Source organism: Micromonospora sp. NBRC 110037, from assembly GCF_001652995.1.
In the GTDB taxonomy this organism is placed as follows: domain Bacteria; phylum Actinomycetota; class Actinomycetes; order Mycobacteriales; family Micromonosporaceae; genus Micromonospora; species Micromonospora chalcea.
This window is the reverse complement of sequence record NZ_BBVA01000004.1, coordinates 298,293-310,807: the sequence shown is the minus strand read 5'-3', so window position 1 is coordinate 310,807 and position 12,515 is coordinate 298,293. Positions and strand designations below refer to the sequence as shown.

Genomic DNA, 12,515 nt, shown 5'->3' with positions numbered 1-12,515 from the left:
CAACGGCTTCTACGGTTGCCCAGGGCAACCTTTCTCCCCCGCTCCGGAGGCAATCCACGATGACCCAGGCGACTGCGCCCGCGCGGGCGACCGCCGTCGACATGTCCCACCGCCAGATCCTGGAGGCGCTCTCCGGCCTGCTGCTGGGCATGTTCGTCGCGATCCTCTCCTCCACGGTCGTCTCCAACGCGCTGCCGCGGATCATCACGGACCTGCGCGGCGGCCAGTCCGCGTACACCTGGGTGGTCACCTCGACGCTGCTGGCGACCACCGCGACCACGCCCATCTGGGGCAAGCTGTCCGACCTGTTCAGCAAGAAGCTGCTGGTCCAGATCTCCCTGGTGGTCTTCGTGCTGGGCTCGGTGCTCGCCGGGCAGGCCCAGACCACCGGCGAGCTGATCGCCTGCCGGGTGGTGCAGGGCGTCGGCGCGGGCGGCCTCACCGCCCTCGCCCAGGTGATCATGGCGACGATGATCGCCCCGCGCGAGCGCGGCCGGTACAGCGGCTACCTCGGAGCAGTGATGGCAGTCGGCACCATCGGCGGCCCGCTGATCGGCGGCGTGATCGTGGACACCTCCTGGCTCGGCTGGCGCTGGTGCTTCTACGTCGGCGTGCCGTTCGCCGTACTCGCCCTGATCGTGCTCCAGCGGACGCTGCGCCTGCCGGTGGTCAAGCGCGACGTGAAGATCGACTGGTGGGGCGCCACCCTCATCACCGCCGCCGTCTCGCTGCTGCTGGTCTGGATCACCCTGGCCGGCGACAAGTACGACTGGATCTCCTGGACCAGCGGCGCCATGGTGGCCGGCGCGGCGGTGCTCGGCGTGCTCGCCGCCCGGGTCGAGAAGCGGGCCGCTGACCCGATGATCCCGCCGCGGCTGTTCCGCAACCGCACCATCACGCTCGCCGTGATCGCCAGCATCGCCGTCGGCGTCGGCATGTTCGGCGCCTCGGTGTTCCTCGGGCAGTACTTCCAGATCAGCCGCGGCGCCAGCCCCACCATGTCCGGCCTGATGACGCTGCCCATGATCGGCGGCCTGCTGGTCTCCTCGACGGTGGTCGGCCGGATCATCACCAGCACCGGCCGCTGGAAGAGCTGGCTGGTCATCGGCTCGGTGCTGCTCACCGCCGGCTTCGCGCTGATGGGCACCATGCGGGCCGACACGCCGTACTGGCGCCTGGCCGTGTTCATGGCGCTGATCGGTCTCGGCGTCGGCATGAGCATGCAGAACCTGGTGCTCGCCGTGCAGAACACGGTCCGCCCGGACGAACTCGGCGCGGCCAGCTCGGTGGTGTCCTTCTTCCGCAGCCTCGGCGGCGCGATCGGCGTGAGCGCGCTCGGCGCGATCCTCGGGCACCGGGTCACCGGCTACCTGGCCGACGGCCTGAGCCGCCTCGGCGTCCCCGCCTCCGGCTCGGGTGGCGGCGGCCTGCCCGACGTGCACACGCTGCCCGGGCCGATCCGGGACGTGGTCGAGGCCGCGTACGGGCACGCCGCCGGTGACATCTTCCTGGCCGCCGCCCCGTTCGGGCTGCTCGCCCTGATCGCGGTGGTCCTCATCCGGGAGGTCCCGCTGCGCCGCTCCAACGCCGAGCCGGTCCCCGCCGGGCCCGAGAAGGCCGAGGCGATCCCGGCCGGAACGCGGGACTGACCATGGACGCCGCGGAACGTGAACGGTACGGCCCGCGGACCCGGCCGTCGCCCTACGAGCGGGGTACGGACGGGCCGCGGGTGGTGCTCGTCGGCGTGGACGGCAGCCGCACCTCGATGCGTGCCGCCGCGTACGCCGCCGGACTGGCCCGGCGACAGGGCGCCACGCTGGTGGCGGTGTTCGTCAGCTCGCCGGCCTCGTACAGCGCGATGCTCTCCGGCGTGGTGGCCGGCGCGGTCCAGCAGACCCACGACGAGCTGGCCGCCGAACTGCGCGCGGAGTGCCGGCGCGGGGCCGAGGAACTGGACCTGCCGGTGACGTTCCTGTGCCGGCGCGGCGACGCCTACACCGAGCTGTGCCGGGCCGCCGACGAGCACCGCGCCGACATGGTGGTGGTCGGCTCGTCCGAGCAGGCCGGGCACAAGCTGGTCGGCTCGGTCGCCACCCGGCTGGTCCGTACCGGCCGGTGGCCCGTCGTCGTGGTGCCCTGAAAGGAAGGGCCCCCTGTTAACGCCTCGCGTTGTGCAGGGGGCCCCTCTTAACATCTGCGCCCATGACCTGGACCGTGCCTGAGATCGACCGCCGCCACGAGCCCTACGTCGCCGACGAGCGCACCATGCTCGAAGGCTGGCTCGACCACCATCGCGACACCCTGGTGCACAAGTGCGCCGGACTCACCGCCGAGCAACTGCGTACCCGCAGTGTCGAGCCCTCCGGGCTGACGCTGCTCGGCCTGGTCCGGCACATGGCCGACGTGGAGCGGTGGTGGTTCCGCATCCGCGCCGCCGGCCAGGACGTGCCGACGCTCTACGACTACAGCGTGGACCCGGACGCCGACCACAACGACGTCGCCGACGCCGACCCGGCCGAGGCGTTCGCCACGCTGCGCGCGGAGATCGAGGCGGCCCGGGAGGCGGTCGCCGGCCTGCCGCTGGAGCACACCTTCCGCCATCGCCGGGGCGACACCGTCAACGACGTCAGCCTCCGCTGGGTGTACGTCCACATGATCGAGGAGTACGCCCGGCACAACGGCCACGCCGACCTGATCCGGGAACGCATCGACGGCGTCACCGGCGCCTGAGCCGGATCAGTACGCCAGCGCCGCCCGCAGGTAGCGCAGGTCGGCCGGGCCGCTCCAGCGGTGGGCGGACAGCCCGGCCACCCGGGCACCGGCCACCGAACGGTCCTCGTCGTCGACGAACAGCACCCGCCCCGGTGGCGTCTCCAGCGCCTCGCAGGCGGCCTGGAAGTACTCCTTCGCCGGCTTGTGCACGCCGACGACAGAGGAGTTGACGATCACGTCCAGCTCGTCGGTCAGGTCAAGCGCGGCCAGGTCGGCGTCGAGCAGGTCGGTGGCGTTCGTGCCCAGACCCACCCGGATGCCAGCGGCCCGCACCTCGCGGACGAACGCCAGCACCTCCGGGTCCACCTCGCCGCGGTAGCTCTGCCACTCCTGGACCGCCGCACGGGCCCGGTCCGCGCCGACCGCGGGGGTCAGCGCGTCGGCCACGCTCACCATCCACTGGGCGTGGCTGACCTGGCCGGTCAGCACCGGTTGGAGTAGACCCCAGGACATCGCGATCTCACCGAGGACGCCCTCGGTCAGCCCGTACTCCCGCTCGACGCCGGCGGCCACCGTCGGATCCCAGCGGCGCAGTACGCCGTCGAAGTCCACCAGGAGCGCCGTGGCGCGTTCCCGACTCACTCGCTCGTCACCTGTTCCTCGTCGTCGGCCCGGTTGAGCCGCTGGCTGATCACCTGGGTCACACCGGCGCGCATGGTCACGCCGTACAGCGCGTCGGCGATCTCCATGGTCCGCTTCTGGTGCGTGATCACGATCAGCTGGCTCTTCTCCCGCAACTGTGCCAGCAGCGTGATCAGGCGGCCCAGGTTCACGTCGTCGAGCGCCGCCTCCACCTCGTCCATGATGTAGAACGGGCTGGGCCGGGCGCGGAAGATCGCCACGAGCATTGCCACGGCGGTCAGCGACCGCTCCCCGCCGGAGAGCAGCGACAGCCGCTTGATCTTCTTGCCCGGCGGCCGGGCCTCGACCTCGACGCCTGTGGTGAGCAGGTCCTCCGGGTCGGTGAGTACGAGCCGGCCCTCGCCGCCGGGGAACAGCACCGTGAAGACCTGCTCGAACTCCCGCGCGGTGTCTTCGAACGCGCTGGCGAAGACCTCCAGGATCCGGTCGTCCACGTCCTTGACCACGGTGAGCAGGTCGCGCCGGGTGGCCTTGAGGTCCTCCAGCTGCTCGGAGAGGAACTTGAAGCGCTCCTCCAGCGCGGCGAACTCCTCCAGCGCGAGCGGGTTCACCTTGCCCAGCAGGGCCAGTTCCCGTTCCGCCTTGGCGGCCCGCTTCTCCTGCACCGGCCGCTCGTAGCGGACCGGCTCCGGCACCGGCCGCCCGTCCTTCTCGGCCAGCGCCACGTCCGCGTCGGTGGGCGGCACCAGCCGGTCCGGGCCGTACTCGGCGACGAGCGTGGCCACGTCCAGGCCGAAGTCCTCGGCCGCCTTGGCCTCCAGCTGCTCGATGCGCATCCGCTGCTCGGCGCGGGCCACCTCGTCGCGGTGAACCTGGCTGGTGAGCCGTTCCAGCTCGGCGGCGAGGCGCTTGGCCGCGCCGCGTACCTCGGACAGCTCGGCCTCGCGGGCGGCGCGTTCGCGGGCGACGGCGTCGCGGTGCTCCTCGGCCCGGGCGATCGAAACGGTGAGCCGGGTGAGCGCCTCGCGGGCGCCGCCGACCACGGCCCGGGCGATCTGGGCGCCGCGGGCGCGGGCCGCGCGCCGGGCCGCGGCGCGCTCCCGCGCCGCGCGTTCGGCGGTGGCCTGCCGGGCCAGCGAGTCGGCCCGCCCGGCGATCGAGGCCACCCGCTCCTCGGCGGTACGCACCGCGAGCCGGACCTCCATCTCGTTCTGCCGTGCCTGCGGCACCATGGCGGCGAGCTGGTCGCGTTCCTCGGTGGACGGTTCGGCGTCGATCGGGGTGGCCTCGGCCAGCCGCAGCCGTTCCTCCAGCTCGGCCAGCGCCGCGAGGTCCCGTTCCCGGGCCGCCTCGGCGCGTGCCCGGGACTCGCCGAGCCGGTCGGTCTCCGCCTTCGCCGATCGGGCGGCCGCGCCCAGTTCGGCGAGGCGGCGCGCGGCGGCGTTGCGGTGGCTCTCCGCCTCCCGCTTGGCGGCGGCGGCGTGCTGCACGGCCTCCTTTGCGGCGGCCACCTCGGCGCGCGCCTCGGCGAGCTGTTCGCGCAGCTCGGCGGCGGTCCGTTCGGCGGTGGCGCGGTTGGCCCGCGCCTCCTCGACGGCGGCCTGCACCTCGATGAAGCTGGGCGCCTTGGCCGACCCGCCCGCCGCCGCGTACGCCCCGACCACGTCGCCGTCGGGGGTGACCGCGCGCAGCTCCGGGTTCGCAACGACGAGCGCGGACGCGGCGGCCAGGTCGTCGACGAGCGCGACGTCGCGCAGCGCCCGGTGCACGGCCGGCCGGATCTCGGCCGAGCACTCCACCAGGTCGGGCGCCCAGCGGGCGCCCTCGGGCAGCTTCGGGCGCAGCGCGTCCGCGGAGCCGTCCATGCCCGGCCCGGCGGGGCTGCCGACCAGCAGCCCGGCCCGGCCGGCGTCGGAGATCTTGAGCAGCCGCATCGCCTCGACCGCTTCGTCCACGCCGCTGACCGCCACCGCGTCGGCGAGCCCGCCCAGCGCGGCGGCGAGCGCCGCCTCGTCACCGGGCGCGACGGTGAGCAGCCCGGCGAGGCTGCCGAGCAGGCCGGGCACCTGGTCGGCGCGGGCCAGCAGCTCACCGGCGCCGTCCTTGCGGCGCAGGCCCATCGCGAGCGCTTCCTCGCGGGCCTTCCAGGTGGCGGCGTCCTTCTCCGCGGCGCGCTCCCCGTCGGTCAGGCTGCGCACCGCCGCCTGGGCCCGCTCGTGTACGGCCACCGCCTCGTCGTGCCGGGCGTCCAGGTCGGCGTTGTCCCGGTCGGCCTCGGTCGACTGCTCGGCGACCGCGTCCAGGTCGGCCTGCGCCTTCTCGGCCCGGCCCATCGCGTCGGTGTGCGCGGCGGCGAGCCGTTCGATCTCCTCGCCGGCGCTCGTGGTCCGGGCCCGGGCGGAGTTCACCTGGCCGGTGAGGCGGGCCAGTCCCTCGCGCCGGTCGGCGATCGCCTTGGCGGCGGCGACCAGTTCCCGCTCGGCGGCGGCGAGCTGGCGTTCCAGCTCCTGGCGGTGCTCGACCGCCTCGGCCAGCCGGATCTGGTCCTCGGTGAGCGCGGCGCGCAGCTCCTCCTCCTGCTCGCGCACCCGCCGCGACTCCGCCTCCAGCTGTTCCGGGTCGCGGCCGGGGCGCTCGTCGTCACCGGCGGCGCTGAGGTGACGCAGCCGTTCCCGGGCCAGTTGCTCGATCGAGCGGAACCGTTCCTGGAGCGCGGAAAGGCGGTACCAGGTGTCCTGCGCCGCCGCGAGCAGCGGGGCGTCCTCGGCCAGCGCCGCCTCCAGCTCGCCGAGGCGGCCCTGCACCTCGCCGTGCTCGGCCTCGATCAGCTCGCGCCGCTCGCGCAGCGCGGTCTCGTCGGCGATCTCCTTGTCCAGTGTGGTCCGCAGCGTGTGCAGGTCGTCGGCGAGCAACCGCAGCCGGGCGTCGCGCAGGTTGGCCTGGATCGCGGCGGCGCGGCGGGCCACCTCGGCCTGCCGGCCCAGCGGCTTGAGCTGGCGGCGCAGCTCGGCGGTGAGGTCGGTCAGGCGGTTGAGGTTGGTCTGCATCGCGTCGAGCTTCCGCAGCGCCTTCTCCTTGCGCTTGCGGTGCTTGAGGACGCCGGCCGCCTCCTCGATGAACGCCCGCCGGTCCTCCGGCTTGGCGTGCAGCATGCCGTCGAGCCGGCCCTGCCCGACGATGATGTGCATCTCGCGGCCGATGCCCGAGTCGGAGAGCAGCTCCTGGATGTCGAGCAGGCGGCAGGAGTCGCCGTTGATCTCGTACTCGCTCTCGCCGGAGCGGAACATCCGGCGGGTGATGGAGACCTCGGTGTACTCGATCGGCAGCGCGCCGTCGGTGTTGTCGATGGTGAGGGTGACCTCGGCCCGGCCCAGCGGTGCGCGTCCGGCGGTGCCGGCGAAGATGACGTCCTCCATCTTGCCGCCGCGCAGCGCCTTCGCGCCCTGCTCGCCGAGCACCCAGGCGATGGCGTCGACGACGTTGGACTTGCCGGAGCCGTTCGGGCCCACCACGCAGGTGATCCCGGGCTCCAGCTTCAACGTCGTGGCGGAGGCGAAGGACTTGAACCCCTTCACCGTCAGGCTCTTGAGATGCACCTTCTCGATCCTCGTCCGGTGGCCGCCGTACCGTCGCCGGCTGCGCGGACCTGGTGAACCCGCAGACTAACCCGGGACCGCGACGTCGCCGCCACGCGACCCACCCGGCACCTGCGGTGTCCGCTTTCCGCCCGGCCGTCGCGGTGGGAACGGAAATGCATGATCACAATTACCGGACGCAATTCCGGGCGGTTTCGCAAGATCGAGAATCACGGCGGGAACGGCGAAAAGGGGTACGCACATGGCTGCGCGCCGGCACTTGAGTGTCGGCGCGCTTTTCGGTGTGGTGCGATTCAGTTTTCCGGCGACTGGAGATCAGGTCAGCGCGGGCTCGGCCAGACGGAGGAGGTCGTCGGCCTCCGCCGCTGCCGCCGCGAGCCGATCGTTGTCGGCACGCAGACGCGTGATCTCGAACTCCAGTGCCTGAACCCTGGCACGCAGACGGGTGACCTCGTCGAGCAGGCGCCGGTCGGGCGCTGCGCTTACGTGGCCGTAGAGGGCCTTCGCCATGCTGAACTCCTTGATGTGCGCTGCCGGAAAGGCCGGCCAACGCGCGCCCATGATGTTCGCGGCTACCATTCCCGCTGTATCGGGGCATGGCTGGGCGCGACTGGCGACACCACTATATTGAGCCGAAACCCCCTCCTTCGTCAAGTTGACCAAGGCCGTAGATCATCTCCACGTCGGCCGGGCCACTCGCCGGGGGGCTGCCACAAGGCGCGGACACGCTCTGTCCGGACGCCTTTACTGTACGCCGGAAATGTGTGAACGCCTCATCCTCGGCGGCTGCTTCGCCTTAACTCTTTCTTAGCCACGTTGCCGCAGCTCCGAGCGCGCCCGTAGCGTCACCCAGGCCCGTAACCAACCCGTGGAGGGGACAGGCGTGTACCGCTGGAACGACCCGATCGAACCGGAGGGCGCCCGCCGGCGTCCCGAGCCGCCGACCGACGAGGGTCCGGCGTGGCTCAGCGACCGGCCCGAGCCGCGGTCGTCGTACCTCTTCGGCGACGGAGGGCAGCAGCAGCCGCCCGCCGGCTACGGCCCCGCCGGCTACGGCCCCGCCGGTTACGGCGCCGAGCCGGCCGGCTCCTACCCGCCGCCCCGCGACCGGTGGAACGGCGAGGAACAGCCCACCGCCGCCTGGCACGGCCAGGAGCAGCCCGCCAATGCCTGGCACGCCCAGGGGCCGGCCAGGACCGGCCACGAGCAGCCCACGGCCGCCTGGCAGGGCCAGGAGCAGGCGTGGCACGGCCACGAGCAGCCGGCCGGCGGCTGGGAGCAGCCGGCCGCGACGTGGCAGCCGGCGGACGACATCCCGGCCGACGAGCCGCGACGCCGCAAGCGGCGCCTGTCCCGGCCGCTCGTGATCGGCGGGGCCGCCGCCGCGGCGACACTCGTGGTGAGTCTCGGCGTGGGCGCCGTCCTGCTACCCGGCGACGACCAGGGCACGAAGCGCACCTCCGCCGACGCTCCGGTGGCCGCCGCGCCGCAGGCGCCCGAGGACGCCGGGGACAGCCCGGCGGACACGCTCGCTGCCGAGTCGGCCAGCCCGTCGGCCGTACCGACCACCGCCGCGCCGAGCCCGTCCAAGAAGGCCACCCCGAAGCCGAGCCGCAGCACCGCGCCGTCGCGGCAGCAGGAGCGCAGCAGCGCCCCGAGCGGCGGCGGCACCGCGGCCACCAAGGCCACCGCCACGACCGCGCTGAGCGCGGAACTCCAGAAGGTCGTCACGCTGGTGAACCAGGAGCGGGCGAAGGCCGGCTGCAAGGCGCTGACCGTGAACGCCAAGCTGAACCTGGCCGCCCAGCGGCACAGCCAGGACCAGGCGGACCACAAGAAGATGGACCACAACGGCAGCGACGGCAGCGAGCCCAAGGACCGGGTGGAGCGCGCCGGCTACAGCTGGAGCATGGTGGGCGAGAACGTCGCCTGGGGCTACCAGAGCGCGGCCGAGGTGATGGACGGCTGGATGAAATCCGAGGGGCACCGGAAGAACATCCTCAACTGCGGGTACACCCAGATCGGAATGGGTCTGGCGCGCAGCAACGGGCCGTACTGGACGCAGGTCTTCGGCACGCCGCGCTGACCGCGCGTCGTGACGGGCCCGGCGCTCGTTGACCGGTCGGGGGCGGCGTCGGGCCGCCCGCGTCCGGGGAGTCGTCGATGCGGATCCGGCCGGGGTGGGCCGTGCCGCGCGCCCGGCCGGCCCGCGTCCGCCGACGTGGCCCGCGCCGGGGCGTGGCGCTCGCGCTGACCGCGGCGCTGCTCGTCCCGGCGCCGGCCTGCCGGCGGCCGATCACCCCGCCCGGCGCGCCCACGCCCTGGCCGGTCGCGCAGGCCGACAGGTGGCGGTGGCAGTGGCAGCTCACCACCCCGGTGGACGTCACCGTCGACGCCGACGTCTTCCTCCTCGACCCGGTGGCGACCACCTCGACCGAGACCGCCGCGCTGCGCGAGCGGGGCCGCAGGCTGGTCTGCCACGTCCGGGTCGGCACGTACGCCGCCGACGATCCGGACGCCACCCGCTTCCCGGCCGCCGTACGCGGCGCTGCCGTGCCCGGGCGGCCGGGCAGCCGCTTCCTGGACGTACGGCGCTGGGACGCGCTGTCACCGGTGCTGGCCGACCGGCTCCGGCTGTGCCGGGGCAAGGGCTTCGGCGCGGTGGCGCTGGCCGACGCGGACGGCTACCGGTACCGCTCCGGTTTCCCGCTGGGCTTCGACGACCAGTTGCTGTTCAACCGGCGGCTGGCCGGGCTGGCCCGCAAGCTCGACCTCTCCCCCGGCCTGGTCGACGACGTGGCGCAGGTGGCCGCGCTGGCGCCCGACTTCGACTTCGCGGTCAACCAGGAGTGCGTACGCCGCCGCGAGTGCGCGAAGCTGCTGCCGTTCGTCGACGCCGGCAAGCCGGTCTTCCACGTCGAGTACACGGGTGAGCCGGCGGACTTCTGCGTCACCTCGGTCGGCTACGGCTTCGCCTCGATCCGCAAGGACCGGCAACTGGACGCCTGGCGGGACCCCTGCGTACTGCCGTGACGCCCCCGTCCCCGGCCACCTGGGCCGATACGGCCACGGAGGTGCCGACACTCTGCGTGACGCCATGGCTCAAGAGATGTACGCAAAAGCGATATACCTGAGAGTCATAATTATGACTCTCAGGTATATCGCTCACTAGGGGATGCCGTCTCAGCCGCCAGCACGGTCCGGACCGGATGTCAAGCCGCGACGGACATGCCGCGCGGACCGGCGCCCGGACCCGGAATCAGCGGGCGCCGACCAGCTCCGGGGCCGGGGCGGGCGGCGGCTCCACCGCCGGGGCGACGACCGTACGGCGGCGCATGAAGCGTGGCGCCCACCAGTTCGCGTCACCCAGCAGCGTCATCACCGAGGGCAGCACGACCGCCCGGATGATCGTGGCGTCCAGCAGGATCGCCGCCGCCAGGCCGATGCCGAGCTGCTTGAAGTCGATCATGCTGAGCGTGGCGAAGATGGAGAACACCGCCACCATCACCACCGCCGCGCTGGTCACCACCCCGGCCGAGGAGGTGATGCCGTGCGCCACTGCCTCCCGGTTGGGCATGCCCCGGTCGACCGCCTCACGGATCCGGCTGACCACGAAGACGTGGTAGTCCATCGACAAGCCGAAGAGGACCACGAACAGGAACAGCGGCAGCCAGGTGACGATCGCGTCCATCGAGGTGAAGCCGAGCAGCCCTTCCGCCCAGGTGCTCTGGAAGACCAGCACCAGCAGCCCGTACGCGGCCCCGGCGGAGAGCAGGTTCAGCAGGATCGAGGTCAGCGCCACCACCACCGACCGGAACGTCCACGCCATCACCAGGAACGTCAGCGCCAGCACGAACGCGGCGACGATCGGCAGCTTCGCCCAGATGTGGGCGGCGTAGTCCTCGCTGGCGGCCACGCCGCCGCCGACCGCGTACTCCACGCCCGGGATGCCGCCGAGCGTGGCCGGCACCAGGTCCTCGCGCAGCTCGTGCAGCGACCGGGACGCCTCGTCGGAGCGGCTGGCGTGCGGCGTGGCCACCTCCAGCACCGACACCCGCCGGTCCGCCGACACCTGGATCTCCGGGCCGTCCGCCTCGGCCGGCGCGAAGAGCGGGTCCGTGGCGGTCCGGCCGGCCAGGTCGGTGAGCGCGGCCCGTACCCGGTCGGCCTGCTCGGCGGGCGCCCGCACGGCGACCGTGTGGCTGGTGCCGTTGCTCGGGAACGCCGCGGTGAGCCGGTCGTACGCCTGCATGGCGGCGGTGGTGCGCGGCACGTCCTCCGGGCCGGGGAACTTGAGCTTCATGCCGAGCGCGGGCGCGGCCAGCGCGAGCAGCAGCGCCACCGAGATCAGCAGCGTCGCCACCGGCGCTCGCAGCGCCGGCTTGAGCACCGCCGGCCAGAACCGGGGCCGGGCCGGCTGCCCGTCCCGCCCGGTGCGCGGCGCGGTGAGGCGCCACAGCAGCGGCACCCGCGGCCGGTCCACCCAGCGGCCCAGCTTCGCCAGCAGCGCCGGCAGCACTGTGAGCGAGCCGATCACCGCGACCGCCACCACCAGGATCGAGCCGACGGCCAGCGAGGAGAAGATCGCGTCCTGGGCGAGCAGCAGACCGCCCATCGAGATGATCACGGCGGTGCCGGAGACCACCACGGCGTGCCCGGAGGTCTCCGCCGCGATCTCCACCGCGTCCAGACCGGAGCGGCCCTTCGCTCGTTCCTCCCGCTCCCGCCGCACGTAGAACAGCGAGTAGTCGACGCCGACCGCCATACCGATCAGCAGGATGACGCTGGCGGTGGTGTCGGTGGCCGGCACCAGGTGCGAGGCGAGCGTGGAGAGGCCCATCGCGGCGGCCACCGAGGAGAGTGCCAGCAGCACCGGCACACCGGCGGCGATCAGCGCGCCGAACGCGATGATCAGGATGGCCAGCGTCACCGGCAGGCTGAGCAGCTCGGCGCGCTTGAAGTCCTTGCCGAGCGTGTCGTCGAGCGCCTTGTCGATCGACGGGCCGCCGACCTGCTCCACCCGCAGCTGCGGGTGCGCGTCCTGCACCTTCGCGGTGGTGTCCCGCAGCGGCTGCACCCGGTCCCCGGCGGTGCCCGGGTCGCCCGACATGGTGATCGGCACCAGCAGCGCGCTGCCGTCGCGCGACGGCATCGGCGTACCGATCGACGCCACGCCGTCGATTTGCCGCAGCCGGTCGGCCGCGTCCTGCGCGGCGGCCTTCGCAGCGGCCTGGTCGAGCGAACCCGAGCGGGCGGTGATCAGCACGTTCTCGGTCGCCGGCCGGTCGAACCCGCCACTGTCGACGATCAGCTGTGCCCGCCCGAACTCGCCGATCGCCTGATCCTCGTCGGTCGCCTCGTTCAGCCCGGCGGCGCTGCCGCCCACGAAACACACCGCCACGAAGACCACCCACAACGCGATCGCGCGCCACGGATGCTCCGCACTCCACCGTGCCAGCCGCACGGTCACCGGTCGCCTGCCCATGTTCCGGGTTCCACCCTCCTGATGCCGGCCCTGCGCCGACCCCAGATGACGCTAGGCAGCAGGCGGGGCCCCGGCATCGG

9 protein-coding genes are annotated in these 12,515 nt (G+C 73.2%); 5 read left to right on the top strand and 4 right to left on the bottom strand.

The features are described 5' to 3' along the window. Positions 1–59: 59 nt before the first annotated feature. The 3 genes from A4R25_RS14435 (at position 60) to A4R25_RS14425 (ending at position 2,730) form a co-directional block, all read left to right on the top strand. Positions 60–1,649, top strand: coding sequence for an MDR family MFS transporter (locus tag A4R25_RS14435; RefSeq protein WP_064447035.1), 1,590 nt, complete (start codon positions 60–62; stop codon positions 1,647–1,649). Between the two features lie 2 nt (positions 1,650–1,651). Then, positions 1,652–2,140, top strand: a complete 489-nt coding sequence (locus A4R25_RS14430) for a universal stress protein (RefSeq protein WP_043325931.1) — start codon at positions 1,652–1,654, stop codon at positions 2,138–2,140. A 62-nt stretch (positions 2,141–2,202) separates the two neighbouring features. Then, positions 2,203–2,730: a DinB family protein gene (locus A4R25_RS14425; protein WP_064447034.1), complete on the top strand. Its 528-nt coding sequence runs from the start codon at positions 2,203–2,205 to the stop codon at positions 2,728–2,730. A 6-nt stretch (positions 2,731–2,736) separates the two neighbouring features. On the opposite strand, the gene A4R25_RS14420 is transcribed toward A4R25_RS14425, so the two are convergent. From A4R25_RS14420 to A4R25_RS14410, 3 genes are all read right to left on the bottom strand, one after another. Beyond that, positions 2,737–3,354, bottom strand: coding sequence for an HAD-IA family hydrolase (locus A4R25_RS14420; protein ID WP_064447033.1), 618 nt, complete (start codon positions 3,352–3,354; stop codon positions 2,737–2,739). Next, positions 3,351–6,950: a chromosome segregation protein SMC gene (gene smc / locus A4R25_RS14415; protein WP_064447032.1), complete on the bottom strand. Its 3,600-nt coding sequence runs from the start codon at positions 6,948–6,950 to the stop codon at positions 3,351–3,353. The genes A4R25_RS14420 and smc overlap by 4 nt, the downstream gene beginning before the upstream one ends. Before the next feature lie 315 nt (positions 6,951–7,265). Next, a complete protein-coding gene (locus A4R25_RS14410) occupies positions 7,266–7,460 on the bottom strand; it encodes a hypothetical protein (protein WP_013284566.1) in 195 nt (64 codons plus the stop codon). A gap of 373 nt (positions 7,461–7,833) precedes the next feature. On the opposite strand from A4R25_RS14410, the gene A4R25_RS14405 reads away from it, so the two are divergent. Next, the gene (locus tag A4R25_RS14405) at positions 7,834–9,036 is read left to right on the top strand and encodes a CAP domain-containing protein (RefSeq protein ID WP_064447031.1); all 1,203 of its coding nucleotides are present in this window, start codon (positions 7,834–7,836) and stop codon (positions 9,034–9,036) included. Positions 9,037–9,113: 77 nt separating this feature from the next. Then, positions 9,114–9,983 carry an endo alpha-1,4 polygalactosaminidase gene (locus A4R25_RS14400; protein WP_064447030.1) on the top strand — a complete coding sequence of 290 codons (870 nt, stop codon included), beginning with the start codon at positions 9,114–9,116 and terminating at the stop codon, positions 9,981–9,983. A gap of 226 nt (positions 9,984–10,209) precedes the next feature. Here A4R25_RS14400 and A4R25_RS14395 read toward each other — a convergent pair whose 3' ends face one another. Next, positions 10,210–12,435, bottom strand: coding sequence for an MMPL family transporter (locus A4R25_RS14395; protein WP_064447029.1), 2,226 nt, complete (start codon positions 12,433–12,435; stop codon positions 10,210–10,212). Between the last annotated feature and the right edge of the window lie 80 nt (positions 12,436–12,515).

Bases quoted from the DNA above. Each gene is read 5' to 3' on its own strand.
- A4R25_RS14430 (WP_043325931.1), top strand. From the start codon at position 1,652: ATGGACGCCGCGGAACGTGAACGGTACGGCCCGCGGACCCGGCCGTCG.
- A4R25_RS14435 (WP_064447035.1), top strand. From the start codon at position 60: ATGACCCAGGCGACTGCGCCCGCGCGGGCGACCGCCGTCGACATGTCC.
- A4R25_RS14410 (WP_013284566.1), bottom strand. From the start codon at position 7,460: ATGGCGAAGGCCCTCTACGGCCACGTAAGCGCAGCGCCCGACCGGCGC.
- A4R25_RS14395 (WP_064447029.1), bottom strand. From the start codon at position 12,435: ATGGGCAGGCGACCGGTGACCGTGCGGCTGGCACGGTGGAGTGCGGAG.
- A4R25_RS14425 (WP_064447034.1), top strand. From the start codon at position 2,203: ATGACCTGGACCGTGCCTGAGATCGACCGCCGCCACGAGCCCTACGTC.
- A4R25_RS14400 (WP_064447030.1), top strand. From the start codon at position 9,114: ATGCGGATCCGGCCGGGGTGGGCCGTGCCGCGCGCCCGGCCGGCCCGC.